This is a genomic window from Collinsella aerofaciens, assembly GCF_018785245.1.
Taxonomy (GTDB): Bacteria; Actinomycetota; Coriobacteriia; order Coriobacteriales; family Coriobacteriaceae; genus Collinsella; species Collinsella aerofaciens_AD.
Map to the genome: position 1 here is coordinate 60,627 of NZ_WQPL01000022.1, position 17,301 is coordinate 77,927.

General features: G+C 61.9%; 12 protein-coding genes. 9 read left to right on the forward strand and 3 right to left on the reverse strand.

What is annotated here, in order from left to right:
• Positions 1 to 195: 195 nt before the first annotated feature.
• Complete coding sequence (gene recR / locus GPK39_RS05555) at positions 196 to 792, reverse strand: recombination mediator RecR (RefSeq protein WP_118385154.1); 597 nt, start codon at positions 790 to 792, stop codon at positions 196 to 198.
• Between the two features lie 13 nt (positions 793 to 805).
• Positions 806 to 1,126, reverse strand: coding sequence for a YbaB/EbfC family nucleoid-associated protein (locus tag GPK39_RS05560; RefSeq protein ID WP_006235174.1), 321 nt, complete (start codon positions 1,124 to 1,126; stop codon positions 806 to 808).
• Between the two features lie 340 nt (positions 1,127 to 1,466).
• On the opposite strand from GPK39_RS05560, the gene GPK39_RS05565 reads away from it, so the two are divergent.
• Positions 1,467 to 1,940, forward strand: coding sequence for a hypothetical protein (locus GPK39_RS05565; protein WP_006235175.1), 474 nt, complete (start codon positions 1,467 to 1,469; stop codon positions 1,938 to 1,940).
• Between the two features lie 21 nt (positions 1,941 to 1,961).
• Here the strand turns inward: GPK39_RS05565 and dnaX are convergent, their stop codons facing one another.
• Positions 1,962 to 4,439 (reverse strand): DNA polymerase III subunit gamma/tau, encoded by a 2,478-nt coding sequence (gene dnaX, locus GPK39_RS05570; protein ID WP_215674266.1) that lies wholly within the window; start codon positions 4,437 to 4,439, stop codon positions 1,962 to 1,964.
• 115 nt (positions 4,440 to 4,554) lie between these two features.
• Between dnaX and GPK39_RS05575 the strand changes: the two genes are divergently transcribed.
• The 8 genes from GPK39_RS05575 to GPK39_RS05610 all read left to right on the forward strand — a co-directional run bounded on the left by GPK39_RS05575 (position 4,555) and on the right by GPK39_RS05610 (position 17,116).
• Complete coding sequence (locus GPK39_RS05575) at positions 4,555 to 5,271, forward strand: hypothetical protein (RefSeq protein ID WP_215674268.1); 717 nt, start codon at positions 4,555 to 4,557, stop codon at positions 5,269 to 5,271.
• A 148-nt stretch (positions 5,272 to 5,419) separates the two neighbouring features.
• Positions 5,420 to 7,273 carry a serine/threonine-protein kinase gene (locus GPK39_RS05580; RefSeq protein ID WP_215674269.1) on the forward strand — a complete coding sequence of 618 codons (1,854 nt, stop codon included), beginning with the start codon at positions 5,420 to 5,422 and terminating at the stop codon, positions 7,271 to 7,273.
• Complete coding sequence (locus GPK39_RS05585; RefSeq protein WP_195622457.1) at positions 7,270 to 8,280, forward strand: FhaA domain-containing protein; 1,011 nt, start codon at positions 7,270 to 7,272, stop codon at positions 8,278 to 8,280. The genes GPK39_RS05580 and GPK39_RS05585 overlap by 4 nt, the downstream gene beginning before the upstream one ends.
• A 6-nt stretch (positions 8,281 to 8,286) precedes the next feature.
• Positions 8,287 to 8,703, forward strand: coding sequence for an FHA domain-containing protein (locus GPK39_RS05590; protein ID WP_006235180.1), 417 nt, complete (start codon positions 8,287 to 8,289; stop codon positions 8,701 to 8,703).
• Positions 8,700 to 10,499, forward strand: a complete 1,800-nt coding sequence (locus GPK39_RS05595; protein WP_215674271.1) for a Stp1/IreP family PP2C-type Ser/Thr phosphatase — start codon at positions 8,700 to 8,702, stop codon at positions 10,497 to 10,499. Before GPK39_RS05590 ends, GPK39_RS05595 begins: the two co-directional genes overlap by 4 nt.
• A gap of 16 nt (positions 10,500 to 10,515) precedes the next feature.
• On the forward strand, positions 10,516 to 13,386 hold the full coding sequence (locus tag GPK39_RS05600; protein WP_215674273.1) for an FtsW/RodA/SpoVE family cell cycle protein: 2,871 nt from the start codon (positions 10,516 to 10,518) through the stop codon (positions 13,384 to 13,386).
• A 132-nt stretch (positions 13,387 to 13,518) separates the two neighbouring features.
• Positions 13,519 to 15,480, forward strand: coding sequence for a Stk1 family PASTA domain-containing Ser/Thr kinase (gene pknB, locus GPK39_RS05605; protein WP_215674275.1), 1,962 nt, complete (start codon positions 13,519 to 13,521; stop codon positions 15,478 to 15,480).
• 388 nt (positions 15,481 to 15,868) lie between these two features.
• Positions 15,869 to 17,116: a site-specific integrase gene (locus GPK39_RS05610; RefSeq protein WP_215674277.1), complete on the forward strand. Its 1,248-nt coding sequence runs from the start codon at positions 15,869 to 15,871 to the stop codon at positions 17,114 to 17,116.
• The last annotated feature ends 185 nt before the right edge of the window (positions 17,117 to 17,301 follow it).

Here is a 17,301-nt window from a genome sequence, read left to right on the forward strand (position 1 = left end):
AATCCATATTTGAGTGTATCAGCGAACCAAAAAGGTTGCGCAACGAATGGACAAATTAAGGATGCGAGCGGAAGCATCCATGCGATAAGCGGATACGAAGCATCTTTGTTGCACAACAAACTCACAGTCGCACGGGGAAATTATGACTACCCCGTGCGTCGCGAGGAAAACATACGGCAGGAGCAGGCTCGCCACCTAAATCGTGCGACGGGCCTCGATAGCGCGGCCAAGCGTAAGCTCGTCGGCATACTCCAAGTCGCCGCCCACGGGAAGGCCGCTTGCCAGACGCGACACCTCGACGCCCAACGGCTTGATGGTACGGGCCAGATAGCTCGCCGTGGTCTCGCCCTCAATATTGGGGTTGGTGGCGATGATGACCTCGTGGATGTCCTCGTGGCCCAAGCGTGCCAGCAGCTCTCGAATGTGCAGCTGCTCGGGGCCAATCTTGTCCATGGGACTGATCACGCCGCCCAATACGTGGTAGAGGCCGTGGTAGCTGCCCGTGCGCTCGATCGCCTGGACATCGCGCGGCTCGCCCACCACGCAAATGCGAGTGGTATCGCGCATCGGGTCCTGGCAGATGGAGCACTCGTCGGCCGTGGCGTAGTTAAAGCAACGGCTGCAAAAGTGGACCTCCTGCTTGACCTCCAGGATGGCCTCGGCCAGGCGGCGGGCCTCCTCGGCATCGGCCTCGAGCAGGTAATAGGCGATGCGCTGGGCCGACTTGGGACCAATGCCCGGCAGACGGCCCAGCTCATCGAGCAGTTTTTGCAGACTGTGATTCGCACTCATATATATGCGTGTCTTAGAACGGCATGCCCGGGATGTTGAGGCCGCCGGTGATGGCGCCCATCTGCTTGTTGGCGAGCTCGTTGACGCCGCGGACGGCCTCGTTGACGGCAGCCATGATCATATCCTGCAGCATATCGACGTCCTCGGGATCGAGGGCATCGGGATCGATGGTGAGGTTGACGAGCTCCATCTCGCCGTTAACGGTCACCTTGACCATGCCGCCGCCGGCAGAGGCGTCGACGGTCTGGGACTTGAGGTTCTCCTGCGCGGCGGCAAGCTGCTCCTGCATCTTGCGAGCCTGCTTCATCATCTGCTGCATGTTCATACCGGCCATGATGGCTCCTTTACGTGCGGCCGCACGCCGAGCTGCAAGGGCAGCCGGAGCACGGCGGGACTTTCAAACTCAAAAATCGTACCACGGCGCGAGGCCAGCGAGCGGGGCGGACGTGTTACCTCAGTCGATATACATGTCCTGGAGCGCAAGCCGCACCCATAGATTATGCAAAGTTGAATAATTCGCATCTGCATAATATTTAAAGCTAAATCTTGTAGAGCCGGAATCCGACATTTAATGCGTACCACTAAATGGCTAAATGCCGAGCCACTACTCGAGGCGGCGCACATGGCGGCAGGGTATAATTTGATTGCCATAGATAGTAATTTGGAGGTGCCCCATGAATGCCCCCAACGCGCTCCAAAATATCCGCTCAAAACACCCCGTTGCATATGTGGTTCTCTATCTCTTTGTCGGCTGGGCATTGCTGGTTGTCATCACCCATGCCATAGCTTTTGGAGCAGAACTGCTGATAGCCAGCTCGGACCAGCCCGTCGTCAAATGGGAGACGACCGATGAGTGCACCGACGGAACCCGAACCGTCTACTACAACAGCCCGTCCCTCTATCAAGAGTTCAAGGTCAAGATAAAGGACTTCAAGATTGTCGATGCCGAGCTAGGCGTTTATTTGGCAATCGGAGCAACCATTAACGCCGAGCAAGTCGAGTACACGGACAGCCATGCGACGTATCGTATCGACCTCAGCATCCTAGGCCGACCGTCACGCACCTGTCTGCTCAAATGCGACATACGCGGCACCACACTACACATGTCCGAAATACAGATGCGCCCGGACAAGGGGTCCTCTTCTTGAGCAGTATACCCGCCTGCGCAGCTACTCCACCGGCTTGAAGATGGTGGCCTGGCCAAAGACGCTGCGGATGAGGGCCTTGGCCTCGTCCTCGGTCTGCGGGATGCTCGGGGCTGCGCCCTGATGGCCGAAGGGGCTGCCAGCACCGGGATTGGATTCCCAGGGAGCGGCGGGGACGTCGTCGTTTGCAGAGGCTGCGGGTGCCACAGCAGCGGCCTTGGTCGCGGACGCCGCACCCGGCACGTCGAACGGGGGCAGATCGTCCCCGCCGGCATCGGCAGCAAAACCACCGACCATAGCATCGTCGTAGGGCACCTGCTCGGATTCCCATGGCGCAGCCTGCGCAGGCGGCTGAGTCATGGGGACGGACGCGCGCTCGGGCGCTCGGGGCGCGGGCTCGGTCGGGAGCTTGCCCGTGGCAGGAGCACCGGCAGGGTTGTCGGAGCGCAGCCAAGGGGCCTTGGCCAGGTCGGATGACTTGGGCGCAGGCGCGGCAGCGGACTTGGGCGCGGGGATCGGAGCAGCCGGTTTGGGCGCAGCGGGTTCAGGCGCCGACGGGGTCGGTGCCGCTACCGGCGCCGCTTTTGGCTGCGTCGCGCTGGCGCTCGAGGATGCAGGGGGCACCGAGGACACGGGTTGCGGGTCCGCAGATACCGCAGCCCGTGCAGATGGAGAATGCTCCTCATGTTGAGGAGCCGGCGTGCCACCCCCATCCAGGACATAGTCGACGGTACGACGACCGAAGACCGCGCAGACCGTCGGCAGGACCACCGACTGCGTATCGGCGCGACCGAGCATCTTGATGGCAAAAGTCGAACCCGCGGGGAACGAGACCGTGAGCTTGGAGCCGTCGTCGACCGTGGCGCGGGCGTTGAGCAAAAGCCCTGCGTAGGAGGCCTGACGAGCCTTGACGCGCTCGACGACCTCGGCCCATTTGCGCTGGAGCTCGCCGGCGTCCTCAACCGCGGGGGTCTCGGCAGCACCGGCGGCGGCAACCTGGGCGGCGTTGTTGGGCTTGGACACCGACACGGTCGATGCAGCAGGCGCGGAAGCCGGAGCCGCAACGGGCTGAGGTGCAGGCGTTACAGGTCTGGGCGCCGGCGCAGGAGCCGCGGACTTGGGCGCAGGCTGGGCAGCCGGAACAGCAGCGCCGCGGTCCCAAGGCATACCGCCCTGGCGCGCGGACGTAGCAGCGGGGGCAGCGGATGCCGCCGGAGCGGCAGCACGGGCGCCCGAAATGAGCGTCGGCTGTTGGGCAGCAGCGGGTACGGATGCTGCAGGCGCGGCGGCCTGAGCAGCAGCCACGCTCGCCGGCACGGCGCCGTTGGCAACCATGGCCTCCAGACGTGCCACGCGCTCGGCCAATGCCTCAATCGTTAAATCAGCCTCGGGACGCGCCAGACGCGTGCAGGCAATCTCGAGCACCAGGCGCACGTCGCTCGCGCCCCTCATCTCCAGTGCGGCATCGTCGAGCACCGTCAGCACGCGGGCCAGGCGGTCGGCAGGATGCTCGCCAAAGGCAGCGGCCTCGGCAGCAAGCGCCTCGGCCTGCTCGGAGCCGCCCTCAAACAGCTCGGCACGGGCACCGGCAACGCAGGCAACGTACACGTCACGCACATGCGCCACCAGGTCGCGCGTCAGCTCCAGCAGGTCATTGCCCTCCTCGACCTGCGCACGGATCAGTCCATAGAGCTCGGCAACATCGCGATCGGCAATGGCGCGGGAAAACTCGCCCAGAATCTGGTCCGAAACCTCGCCCAAAAGCGAGCGGGCGTCGTCCGCATGCACAGAACCGTTGCCAAAGACGCTCAGCTGCTCCAGCGTGGAAAGCGCGTCGCGCATACCGCCCTTGGCATGGCGCGCCACAATGGCGAGTGCCTCGTCGTCGTAATCGAAGCCCTCCTGCTCGCACACGTAAGACAGGCGATGCTCGATATCCTCGTTGCCGATGCGGTGGAAATCGAAGCGCTGGCAGCGTGAGAGAATGGTCTCCAGAATCTTTTGCGGGTCGGTGGTGCACAGCACAAAGATCACGTGTGCCGGCGGCTCCTCGAGCGTCTTGAGCAGCGCGTTAAACGCCGCCGTTGTGAGCATGTGGACCTCGTCGATGATATAAATCTTGTACTTGCCGCGCACCGGGGCAAAGTTGACGGAGTTGATGATTTCCTCGCGCACATTGTCCACGCCCGTGCGGGAGGCGGCATCGAGCTCGTAGACATCGGGGTGGTTACCCTCGGCAATGAGCTCGCACTCCTCGCAAGTACCGTCGGGCATGCAGCCGCTTGCACCCTCGGCGCGCGCCGCCTCCGCATTGCGGCACAGCAGCGCCTTGGCCAGGATGCGCGCCATGGTGGTCTTGCCCGTGCCGCGCGGTCCGCAGAACAGGTAGGCGTGGGACAGGCGCCCCTCGGTGATGGCGTGCTCGAGCGTCGAGACGATATGCTGCTGGCCCACCACGGAGTCGAAGGTGAGCGGGCGATACTTTCGGTACAACGATTCCATGGGTGCTCCCCCGGGTATACTGAGTCTTGTTGCCGCGGCGGCCATGCGGTCGCACGGCATACTGCATTCCATAATACCCGTACGGCGAGCCCGCCGCGATAGGAGTCCGAAGAGCATGGCAGACGCAGAGAGCAACCTCGTCCCCTCCGAAGCAGCCGACCAGGTCGAGGTCGCGCTCGAGGAGCAGGCCGCAGCCGACGACGGCATCCTGTACCTCAACGAGTACCAGTACGAAAACGACCTGGTCACCGACTTCGCCCGCCTGGTCGCCTCGCCCAGGCGTCGCGGCTCGCTGTATGTCGCCGCGGCAATTGCCGCGCTCATCGGCATCGGCATGCTGGTGGCCGGCGGCAACCGGATCAAGTTTGGCGTCGTCCTGATCGTGTTCGGCGCCTTTTTGGCCTGGTGGAGCAAAAACCTGCACCACACCCTCGCCCGCGACTTTATCGACGCCGTCGAGGCCGACGAGTCCATGGGTGGCCGCTATCGCCGCGTCGCCGCCAACGAGGACGGCCTGATGGTATGGGGCAAGAGCGGCAAGTCGCAGTTCTTCCCGTTTGAAAAGCTCGACCACGTGCTCGACGGCGAGCGCATCTTTGTGGCCATGTTCGCCGACCAGGGCGTGACGATCCCTAAGGACACCTTTGTCCGCGGCGATGCCGAGCAGTTCGGTCCCTTCCTTAAGGCGCGCATCAACAAAAAACTCCGCATCGAGACCAAGAAGAAGAAAATGAAGGCCGAGAAGGCCGCCGCCGAGGCCAAGCAGGGCGACAAGCCCCAGGAGGCCAAGGGCAAGCAGCGCAAGCAGAAGAAGAACAAGAAGAATCGCTAGGCCGGACGCAGGGTCCAGACCCCAGACGGAGCTTAAATTGAATGTCGCCCATCTGCGCGTGCTACACTAGCAGCATCTATGCCACCGCGAACGGCTCGGCCCCGCGCCCGCCGCTCGCAAACGAACTTTAAACGCACGAGGGTTGGCCATGCCGCTTTTCTCGCAACATACCGCCCGGTTCTCGCCGGACGTTCCTTTGGAGGGCACCAGCTCTCGCGAGCTGCTCAAGCGGTACCAGCCGCTCGAGACACTTGCGACCGGCGGTTTTGGCTCCATCGAGATCTGCCGCGACACGCACCTGCGCCGCCGCGTCGCCATTAAGCGCATCCCCCTTATTAACGGTGTCGGCATGCCCGCCAGCGACATCATGGATGTCCTGCGCGAGGCGCACACTGCCGCCATGCTTCAACATCCCAACATCGTGCAGGTCATCGACTTTACGCACGACACAGCCTATGCCTACCTGGTTATGGAATATGTCGATGGCATGTCGCTGGCCGAGTTTTTGCACCGCGTGGACGGTCACTCACTTACCTTTGACGAGGCCGCGGCCATTGCCGATGCCCTAGGCCAGGCGCTCACCTTCGCCCATAGTAATGGCGTACTCCACCTGGACATTAAGCCCGCCAACGTGCTCATCGACCACTCGGGCAATGTAAAGCTCACCGACTTTGGCATGGCGCGACTGTCGTCTGCCGGTGGCTTTGGCGGCTCGCGCGGCGGCACCATCGGCTACATGCCACCCGAGCAGCTCGATATCGAGACCGGCACGGTCGATGAGCGCGCCGATGTCTTTGCCCTCGCCTGTGTAATCTATGAGGGCCTGTGCGGCAGCGCTCCCTTTATGGCGGCCACGCCCGCCGACTCGCTCGACCGCATCATCGGCGGCGCCACCTATCCCAGCGAGCTGATACCGCACTTTCCCCCGGGAGCCGAGGCCGCGCTCATGAGCGCGCTCTCCCCCATGCCGCAGGACCGCCCCAGCAGCATCGAGGCATTTTGCGACCAGCTCCTTGCCGGTCTGGGCAGCGTACGCGAGGGCCGTCGCAGCCTGGAACAAATGGTTGGCGAGCTTTCGGATGACGAGCAGGAGCTCGACGATATCGAGCCGTCGCACTACGAGGACGAAGCCATCGAGGTCGACCCCGCACTTGGCTGGGCGGGCACGCGCTGGAGCCATGCGCGCGACTACACCATGCGCGCTATCTCGGCGCTGGCGTGCGGCACCTTTAGCTTTTTGCTGATGCAAACGGCCGGAGTCGCGACGCTTCCCGGCCTGGTCATTGCGGCTATCGCGATCGGAGCGGCGGCTGGCCTGGCCCCCCAGATCGGCTCGGCCATCTCGGCTGTGGGCTTTTTGGTGCTCATGGCCAACGCCACCATGCAGGCGCAGGGCATCCTGTCGATGCTGCCGGTCGCGGTGATCTTTGCCGCTGCCATGTCCGGTTGGTGGATCGCCTGGGGTCGCACCGAGGCTGCCGCGAGCGCCGCGCTCACCTGTGCACTCGCGCTTGGCTGTCTGACCGGCAATACCTTCCTGGCAGCTGGGGTCGCCGGCGGCGTCGCGTCATTTTGGCTCGGCCCGGCAAGCGCCGCCGCGGCAACGGGCATGGGCGCGCTTTTTGCCCGTCTGGCCACGGTCGCGCTTTCAGCCGGAGGCGTGCTGGGGCTCGGTAACGTTGCCGCAGCGCTGGGAGACCCGCTCCTTTGGGCTGCCTTTGGGCTGGTCGCGGCAACTGCCGCAGCGTCATCCGCGCTGCTCAATGCCCATGCCAAGCGTGCCGATCAGGGCTCAAACCTTGCCGCAATCGCCGCCATCGCTGTCACCGGCATCGGCTGCGCAGCGGCGTCCTGTCTTGCACACCATATGGAAATTGCCAGCCTTGCAGTCGCGGTCATCGCCAAGGCGGCGGTTGCGGGAATCCTATCCTCTATAATCGTTGGGATATGCCTATATTTGCTCGGATACCAAAGAACCTATACGGAGAGTGATCTTTCGTGAACTTCCTGAACATCTTCGAGGACCACGTGGCCGGCATCTTCGGTGCCACCCGTGCCCCGTTCTCCTTTAAGAAGCTTGCCAAGCAGGCCGCTCGCGACATGGAGGATCAGACTCTGGTGATCAACGGCGTCAACACGGCGCCGGCACTCTATACCATCCTTATCGCCGCCGACGACGATCCCATGCTCGCCCCGTTCTACCCCGAGCTTTCGCGCGAGGTCCGCGAGTTTGTGAAGGCGCAGGCCGAAAAGCGCCGCTATGTCTTTGTCGGCGAGCCCCTCGTGCGCTTTATGATCGATCCGCAGCTGCGCGCCGGCAAGTTCTCGGTCTTTGCCGAGAACGTCGATGCGCCCACGCTCGGCCGCCTGTACGAGGAAGAGCGCGCCTACCAAAACGGCCTGGGACAGAACAACTCGGCCGCAAGCCGTGCCGCCAGCGCCCCGCGCGCCGGCCAGCAGCAGTTTGCTGCCCCGCAGCAGCAGCGCCCCGCCGCCATGCCCCAGCAGCAGCCGACGCCTCGCGCCGCCGCTCCCGACCCGCTTGCCGTGGCAGACCCCTTCGCGCCTAGCATCCCCGACCCCGCCGCTCCCATCCCGGTGCCGCAGACCGTCTCGCGTGACGCGCTTGCCGGCATGGGCGGAGCCGCCGCGACCGGTGCCGCCGTGGGCCTAGGCGCCGCAGCCGGCATCGCCTCCAACATGGCGAGCACTCGCGCCCCGCAGCGTCCGCTCGCCCAGCTCGTCGACGTCGTGAGCGGCGAGAGCCATAGCATCACCTCCGCACAGGTGACCATCGGTCGCGAGCGCTCAGTTTCCGACATTGCCCTGCGCGACCCCAACGTGTCGCGCCGCCACGCCCAGCTCACCTTTACGGGCTCGGATTGGTCGATCGAGGATCTCAATTCCACCAACGGCACGCTCGTCAACAACCGCCGCATTACGCGCTGCCCGCTGCGCAACGGCGATCTGCTGACGTTTGGCCTGAGTACCTTTGAATTTAGGGGATAGTCGCTTATGAACATCGATATCGTCCTTTTTGCAGGCCGCATCGTCCTGGTCGCCCTGCTCTATATCTTTCTGTTCGCCGTCATGAAGACCGGCGTGGGACTTGTGCGTGGACAGCGCCGCGACTCGGCTATCTGGACGATCGATGTGGACAAGGGTCCGCGCGGTATCCGCGGCATCCACGTAGACATGCTCGGCCCCGTCATCGTCGGTCGCTCGCCATCTTCGGACATCTGCATCAACGAACCGTTCGTTTCAGCCTCGCACGCGCGCTTTTCGCTGCAGGGCCCGGCGCTCATCATCGAGGACCTCAACTCACTTAACGGCACGCTCGTCAACGGCCGCCAACTCGTGGAGCCCGCGACGCTGCGTGAGGGCGACGAAGTCCAGATTGGCGACGTGGTCATGAAGGTGAACCGTCGATGATCGACGAGGAGAACAAGTCCGCAACTATGACCGAGGCACCGGCCGCCGCCACAGCTGCGCCGGCCCACGCCGCTCCGGCGGGCTCCGCACCCGTGGAGCCCGAGGACACCGTGTTCTCCCTGCCTCTTTCGCATGTAACGCATGATATTTCGGATCTCGCCGATAACGAGGACGAAGAGGATGCCGTAGCGGCGCCCATCGGCGCACATGCTGCGGAACAGCCCACAGCGCCCGAAGCAACCCCGGCGCCGGCTCACTTTGCAGAGCCCGTCGCCGCGGCAATCAACGAGAGCGCTGCGGTGTTTGCGGCACCCGAGCCCGCCGCGCCGGCGTTTCCCATGGCCCCGGCGTCCGAGGTTGCGCCCGCGTCTACGCCGGCGCCCGAGCCTATAGACGTCAGCCCGCAAGACGACGAGTCGACCGCCCGCGTGTCCGAGGAGCCCGACTCCCCGGACACCGGTGATTCCGAATCAAACGCCGTGACCGACACCGTCTCTCCCGGTGACACCGCCGAAATCGACGTTGCCGCCGTTGAGGCCAAGCTCAAAGACCCCGGCTCGACCATGAGCTTTGAGCCCCTGACCGAGGAGCGCATCGAGACCGACTCGACCTATGATGCCGGCACCACCACGCAACTTATGTGGGGCGCCCGCTCCGACGTTGGCTGCGTGCGCCCGCACAATGAGGATTCCTACCTGGTGCAGTCGCCGCTCTTTTGCGTATGCGACGGCATGGGTGGTCACGCTGCCGGCGAGGTAGCCTCTTCCATCGCCGTCGAGACTATTGCCAAGACGGCCCCACAGTCCGCCGACGCAGCACGCCTGGCCGCAGCCGTCGAGGCAGCCAACGCCGCCGTAATCGAGGCGGCCCTGAACGGCCTGGGCAAGCCCGGCATGGGCTGCACAGCCACCTGCGCCTACATCGAAAACGACACGCTCGCCATCGCCCACGTGGGCGACTCTCGCGCCTATCTGCTCCACGAGGGCACGCTCATCCGCGTGACCCGCGACCACTCCTACGTGGAGGAGCTCGTGGACGCCGGCGAGATCACGGCAGACGAGGCTCGCGTCCACCCCAACCGTTCGGTCATCACCCGCGCACTGGGCTCGGACCCCGCCATGTATGCCGACCACTTCACTCTGCATATCGAGGAAGGCGACCGTCTGATCCTGTGCTCCGACGGCCTTTCGAGCATGATTCCCGATAGCGATATCGAGAACATCGCCACGCAGTCCTCAACCGCGCAAATCTGCGTCGACAACCTAGTGGACGCGGCGCTTGCCGCCGGCGGCCACGACAACGTGACCGTAGTAGTCGTTGACCTGGTTGACGATGGCGTTATGCGCGAGGCGCAGCGCGTGCGTCGCCGCAACATTACTATCGCCGCCATCCTGGCCCTCGTCTTTGTGCTGGCAGCCGGCATCTGGGCCTACACGGGTGTCACCGGCTCGTACTACCTGGGTACCTACCAGGGCAATGTCGCCGTCTGGCGCGGCCTGCCCGGCAAGCCGCTCGGACTCAAGCTCCACTGGCTCGAAAGCGAAACCAGCATTAAGCTGTCCGACCTGCCCGAAGACACGCAAAACCGCCTCAAGGCGGGCATTCCGCAAACAAGTGTCGACGATGCGCAGGACACGATATCCAAGTACCGCCACCAGATCGACGAGGAGCAGACCCGCCAGGTGATCGACGCGCAAACGATTCGCAACAACACCAATCAGGGATCGACCTCCGAATCAGATTCCGAGAAAACCGCCGAACAGTCCGCCGAGGCCGAAGCCTCCGATAAGAATTAGAAAGGGAGTGCCGCTTATGAGTCGCCGCAACACCGAGCTGCTCTTGCTCATCGCCTCGGCGTTCCCCGTCATCCTGCTGTATGCGATGTACGTCCTCACCGCGGGCGCTGCCATCTCCTTTGAGACGCTCGCCGTACCGATCGGCCTCTTTGCCGCCTTTGCCGCGGCCCACATTGCCGTGCGCATCTTGGCGCCCGGTGCCGACCCCGCCATCCTGCCCATCGTATTTATACTTTCGGGCATCGGCATCACGTTCGTGACGCGTCTCGCCCCCGCTCTCGCCATCTCACAGCTCATCATCCTGTTTGTCTCGGTGGCGCTCATGGTGGGAACGCTTGCATTAGTCAAAAACCTCGACGTGGTCATGCGCTACAAGTACACCTTTGGCATTATCGGCATCATCCTGCTGATGCTGCCTATCTTTATCGGCACCACGATCTCGGGCTCCAAGCTGTGGATTCGCATCGCGGGCTTTACCATCCAGCCCGGCGAGTTCGCCAAGGTCTTTATCGTGCTGTTCCTAGCTGGGTACCTGGCCGAGAACCGCGAGCTGCTCTCCATCTCCAACCGCAAGATCCTGGGCTTTAAGATCCCTCGCCTGCGACTACTGCTGCCGCTGTTTGCCGTGTGGGGTGTGTGCCTGCTCGTCGTCGTCTTCGAACGCGACCTGGGTTCGGCCGTGCTGTTCTACACCATCTTCTTGCTGATGCTCTACGTTGCCACGGGGCGCTTTTCGTATGTCGTTATCGGCCTTGCGCTCTTAGCCGTTGGAGCCGTGGGCGCCTACAAGTTCCTGTCTCACGTTCAGGTGCGTTTCCAGGTTTGGCTCGATCCGTTTAAGGACGCCCAGGGCCAGGGCTACCAGATCGTCCAGTCGCTCTTCTCGCTTGCCGATGGCGGTCTGGTCGGTGTTGGCATCGGCAACGGCATGGCCAACAACATCCCTGTCGTCGAGTCCGACTTTATCTTCTCGGCTATCGGCGAGGAGATGGGCCTTTTGGGCGGCGGCGCCGTGCTCATCCTGTTTATGCTCTTTGCCGTGCGTGGCCTCACCACGGCTGCCCGCGCTAAATCCGACCTCGCCGCCTTTAGTGCCACAGGCCTTACGGCCGCCATCAGCTTCCAGGCCTTCTTGATCGTTGGCGGCGTAACCCGCCTGATCCCGCTGACCGGCGTCACCCTGCCCTTTATGAGCCAGGGCGGCTCCTCTCTGCTGGCGAGCTTTATCATCGTCGCGCTCCTGCTGCGCGCCGGTGACGAGGCGACCGGACGCGAGGCCGAGCTTACCGGCACCGGCACCATGGCCGCCATCACCGATGATCAGGTCGCATCTGCCGCCGCCCCGACGGGCACGCGCTTTGCCACCTCGTCTTCCTACGGCAGCGGCAGCCATTCCATCGGCTCGCGTATGCGCCGTCGCCTGCTCGACACGCCTGAATCCGGTGTGCTCGGCCGCGTTGCTCTTGCCAACCGTCTAACCCGCGCGGTGCTCGCCTTTACGGCGCTGTTCGCCATCCTTATCGGCAACCTCACCTATGTCCAGGTCATCAAGGCCAAGGACTATCAGGACATGCCGACCAACAACCACACCATCGCCCGCTCCAAGTACATCCAGCGCGGTTCCATCATCACGTCCGACGGCGTGACGCTGGCCGAGTCGCTGCAGCAGGAGGACGGCACCTACGTACGCTCCTACCCCAACGGTAACCTGGCAGCGCACGTGGTTGGCTATGTGAGCCAGCAGTATGGCACCACCGCCATCGAGAGCGTCATGAACGACACGCTCACCGGCTCTAAGGATTACTCCAGCTGGAACAACGCCATCGCGTCGCTCGCGGGCCAGACCCAGCCGGGCAACACCGCCAAGCTCACCATCGACTCGCGCATCCAGACGGCTGCTGAGCAGGCGCTGAAGGGCTTTAAGGGCGCTGTAGTGGTCATCGACCCGCGTACCGGCGCGGTGCTTGCATGTGCCAGCTCGCCCACCTACGACAACACCAACATCGATGCCCTGCTGCAGACGGGCGGCGGCGAGGACGGCTCCATGTACAATCGCGCCATGGACGCGCTGTACACGCCGGGCTCAACGTTTAAGGTCGTTACGCTTTCCGCGGCACTCGAGACCGGTACCGCCAGCCTTACCAGCACCTACCAGGCGCCCGGCTCCATGGACATCGGCAACGCACCGGTCACCAACTATGCCAACGAGAGCTACGGCACCATCAGCCTGCAGCAGGCCTTTGCCGTGTCCTCCAACGTCGTCTTTGGCCAGGTGGCAAACGAAGTTGGCGCAAACACGCTCGTACAGTTTGCCAACGCCTTTGGCTACGGCCAAAAGCTCGGCCAAGACCTGACCTCCGCGGCCTCCATCATGGCCGACCCGTCGCTCATGACCGAGTGGGAGACCGCCTGGGCCGGCGCCGGCCAGCCTGTCGGCATGGACCATACGCCCGGCCCGCAGACCACCGTCATGCAAAACGCCGTGATTGCCGCCGCCATCGCTAACAGCGGCGTGGTCATGGACCCGTACTTTGTAGCCCAGGTACTCGCCCCGGACGGAACCGTGGTCAAGACCACGCAGTCCCGCTCGCTGGGTCAGGCCGTCAGCTCCGCCACGGCCGACCAGGTCAAGCAGGCCATGCTTGCCGTCGTCCAGTCCGGTACCGGCACCGATGCCCAGATCCCCGGCGTCAAGGTCGCCGGCAAGACCGGCTCGGCCGAGACTGGCGGCACCAACGTCAACTCTATGTTCGTTGGCTTTGCACCTTACGATTCACCCACGGTCGCCATCTCGGTGGCCTTGGAGGATTTCGACAAGCATGACGTCAAGGCCGCCAAGATCGCCGGTATCGTCCTGACCGCGGCGCTTGCCGCACAGGGAGCGTGATGCCCATGATCGAATCGGACACCCGAGGCGCGCCGCGGCCGAAGAGCTGGCGGCAACGCGCCACACGGCCCCAGCGGCCACATCGTAGGTACTACACACATCGTTGAGCGAATAGTTATGTTAGGAGCAAGAATGGAACAGAGGGTCCTCGGGGGAAGATACCTCCTCAAGGATAAGGTGGGGACAGGCGGCATGGCGACCGTCTACCGTGCACAGGACCAGGTCCTCGACCGCACGGTTGCCGTCAAGATCATGCTGCCGCAGTATGCCGGCGACGCAACCTTCGCCGCACGCTTTAAACAGGAGGCCCAGGCAGCAGCCGGTCTCTCCTCCCCCTATATCGTGGGCGTCTACGATTGGGGCAAGGACGGCGACACCTATTACATCGTCATGGAGTACCTGCGCGGAACCGACCTTAAGAGCGGCATCAAGAGCCACGGCGCCCTCGACCCCAAGAAGGTCGCCCAGATCGGCTCGCAGATCAGCTCCGCGCTTTCGGTCGCCCACAAGCACGAAATCATCCACCGCGACATTAAGCCGCAGAACATCATGGTGCTGCCCGACGGCAATATCAAGGTGATGGACTTTGGCATTGCGCGCGCCAAGAACAGCCACCTCACGCAAGACAACAACGTGCTGGGAACCGCCCACTACGTCAGCCCCGAGCAGACCCGCGGTCAGGACCTCGGCCCCACCTCGGATATCTACTCGCTGGGCGTCGTGATGTACGAGTGCGCCACCGGTCGCGTTCCCTTTGACGGTGACGACGCTATCTCGGTCGCACTCAAGCAGGTCAACGAGCTGCCTATTCCGCCGAGCCAGATCAACTCCGGTGTCGACGCCGACCTTGAGCGCATCATCCTCAAGTGCATGGAGAAGGACCCCGCAAACCGCTTCCAGACCGCCGACGAGCTGCGTCAGGTGCTCAACAGCTACCTGTCGGGCCGTGCCGTCAACGTCTCGGAGCCCACGCGCATCATCGGTGCCCCCGGTGAGTTGGGCGCCACCAAGACTCGCGAGCTTTCCGATCAGACGCGCGCCATGGTGCGTCCCGTCTCGGGCGTAAGCGGCCAGAATACCGCCCGTAGCTCGGTTTCGGGCTCCACCGGCTCCTACGAGATCGAAGAGCCCAAATCCAACAAGAACAAGATCATCGCCGCCGTGGTGGCAGCCGTTGCCGCCATCGGCATCGTGGTGGCCTTTGCCACAGGACTCTTTGGCGGCGAGCAGGTCACCGTGCCCGATGTGCTGGGTAAGGACCAGCAGACTGCCGTCGAGCTGATCAAGGAAGCCGGCCTCGAGGTCGGCACCATCGACCAAAGCTACAACGACGATGTCGACGAGGGCAAGGTCGCCGAGCAGACGCCCAACGGCAACACCAAGAAGGCCAAGGGCACCAAGGTGAACCTGGTAATCTCCAAGGGCCCCAAGCCCTCCGAAAAGGTTGAGGTTCCCAAACTTGTCGGCCTGACCAAGGACCAAGCAGAAGCCGCACTGGCAAGCGTTGGCCTGAAGGGCAACGCCTCCGAGGAGGCCAACGAGGCTGATGAGGGCCAGGTCTTTGAGCAGGGCACCGAAGCCGGTAAGGAAGTCGCGAAGGGCACGACCATCTCGTACAAGGTCTCGAGCGGCCCGGATACCACGTCCGTCCCCGACCTGACCGACATGACCGAGGCCCAGGCGCGCAACGCCCTCGATATGGCAGGCTTTGGCGTCGACGTGAGCTACCAGGAGAACGACTCGGTTACCGAGGGCACCGTGATCAGCTGGAACCCCAGCGGCAAGCAGAAGCCCGGCGCCACGATTACCGTCGTCATTGCCAAGAAGTCCGGCAAGGCCACCGTCCCGGGCAACCTGTACGGCAAGAGCATCTCCGCCGCCGTTACCGCGCTCAACAACGCCGGTTTCTATAACATTGGCTTCTGTGACCAGAACGGCAATCCCGTAAGCGGTAACGAGGATGCCACCGTTACGGGCGTCTCCCCCACTGGCAAGCAGTCCACCGACAGCACGATTACGCTGACGGTCGCACTTTCTGGTTCGGGCTCGGGCTCGGGCACGAGCACGGGCGACGATTCCGGTACGACCAACTAGTCGCCACCCCACCGCTCATCGCGGCTTTCGCCGCAAACATATTCGCTCACAGGCGCCCGCTTGCTCCCCCAGCAAGCGGGCGCTTCGTTTTTGACATGGCATTGAACCAGAAGAGCCCGGCACCGTAGCGGTACCGGGCTCGATATTCCTCTGGTGCCCCCGGGCGGATTCGAACCGTCGACACCCGCTTTAGGAGATATGATTTAATGCTACCCCCTACCATTCATCAAGCATCATTGAACATCATATAACCGCAGATAAACATAGCAGTTTGTGTCTTTTGCCTCCGGTAGCTGCGCCTATGCTTTTACAAACATATTACTAACGGCTTTAGCTAAACTGCACTCAATGAATTGTTGAAAACTATTCAAAGAAACGGAGTGCAAAGATGTCAGAACAGCCACTAATTAGCGGAAGAGGCACGTGTTGGAAAGACAAGAGATCACCTAACACCTATCGCTATTATTTTTCCCTTGGAGTCAAGGACCCGAAGACAGGGCGCTACAAACGATCCCCAACTTATACGGTTCGTTGCAAGACTAAAACAGAAGCTAAGGCTGCAATGCAGGCCAAGCTGGCTGAAATCAACTCCTCTGGCACGATCACTAAAACTAAAAAGCCCACTTTGCTTGCGTCCTACTGCTGGGCCTTTCATGAAAATAGGGACACCGAGCTTGCGCCAACGAGCTATGAAAGAGAAGCGTACGATTGCAGGCATATCGAAGACCTATTCGGTGCGTTTCAGACAATAGAGGGGCTAACTCCCGATCTAATCGAAGAAGCATATGCCGAAGCTCGTCGTACGGGAAAATACAAACCATCAGAGCTTGTACGAATCAATTCGAAACTGCGTCAGATTCTGTCAAATGCAGTCGCAAAGAGAATAATTGACCGAAACCCCTGCGCTACCGTTCATGTTCGCAGACCACGCAACAAAAGAGAATCACTGACAATCGACCAAGTAGCTACCCTATGCACACATCTTCAACACATTGAGCTCACCGCCGAAGCTGTTGGTACGCTAGTACTAGTGTATACGGGTATGCGGAAAGGCGAGATGCTGGGCCTCGAATGGCGCGATTGGGACCCTGCCAATAAAACCTTGAAAATTGACAGGCAGTACACCAACGACCATGAACTGAGGGCACCCAAGTCACAAGAAAGCCAACGCAAAATCCCCGTTGGAGAAACCTTGGCCGAACGTCTTCAATCATGGTCAGCCATACAAAAAGAGCTCCTGGCCTCTCTGGGGCTGTCCCAGACTGGCAGCACTCCCATCATTAGCGATATTGCTGTCAAGCAGGGGGTCCCTACTGTCTGTCACATGAAAAACTACATCTTCAACCATTGGTTTCGCGATTTCGCAGTTAGCTGCAATCTTGGAATCTATGAGCCGAACAATTCGACTGGCGGAAAACTATATAAGGGCATCTGCCCGCATCAGCTCAGGCATTGTGTAAGCACTTTTATGCTGGCGAACGGATCGGACGTTAGAAGCGTGCAAGGTGTTCTTGGCCACGCGGACCCCAATATCACGCTCAAAACGTATACAAGCCTCGTTCAACAATCAGAAATAAAAGCAGTTAAAGGCTACGAAGACTTCATCAACGCCTATATACAGAAAAGCGAGAAATAGCATGTTATTCATTCATCGTTTCATCAATAATATTACGGTACTATACTACTATTTCCGCAGGTAGACGCTTTATTTGATTGACATCTAATGAGTTTTAATAGATTCTAAAGCTGTCAGATGGCTACGCATGTAGTCATAAAAACCGGCCCCCCAAGTGCTTATGAACCTGGTAAGTCTTACAAGCA

Coding starts and splice junctions, on each gene's coding strand:
- recR (WP_118385154.1), bottom strand. CDS start 792: ATGAGTGCGAATCACAGTCTGCAAAAACTGCTCGATGAGCTGGGCCGT.
- GPK39_RS05560 (WP_006235174.1), bottom strand. CDS start 1,126: ATGGCCGGTATGAACATGCAGCAGATGATGAAGCAGGCTCGCAAGATG.
- GPK39_RS05565 (WP_006235175.1), top strand. CDS start 1,467: ATGAATGCCCCCAACGCGCTCCAAAATATCCGCTCAAAACACCCCGTT.
- dnaX (WP_215674266.1), bottom strand. CDS start 4,439: ATGGAATCGTTGTACCGAAAGTATCGCCCGCTCACCTTCGACTCCGTG.
- GPK39_RS05575 (WP_215674268.1), top strand. CDS start 4,555: ATGGCAGACGCAGAGAGCAACCTCGTCCCCTCCGAAGCAGCCGACCAG.
- GPK39_RS05580 (WP_215674269.1), top strand. CDS start 5,420: ATGCCGCTTTTCTCGCAACATACCGCCCGGTTCTCGCCGGACGTTCCT.
- GPK39_RS05590 (WP_006235180.1), top strand. CDS start 8,287: ATGAACATCGATATCGTCCTTTTTGCAGGCCGCATCGTCCTGGTCGCC.
- GPK39_RS05595 (WP_215674271.1), top strand. CDS start 8,700: ATGATCGACGAGGAGAACAAGTCCGCAACTATGACCGAGGCACCGGCC.
- GPK39_RS05600 (WP_215674273.1), top strand. CDS start 10,516: ATGAGTCGCCGCAACACCGAGCTGCTCTTGCTCATCGCCTCGGCGTTC.
- pknB (WP_215674275.1), top strand. CDS start 13,519: ATGGAACAGAGGGTCCTCGGGGGAAGATACCTCCTCAAGGATAAGGTG.
- GPK39_RS05610 (WP_215674277.1), top strand. CDS start 15,869: ATGTCAGAACAGCCACTAATTAGCGGAAGAGGCACGTGTTGGAAAGAC.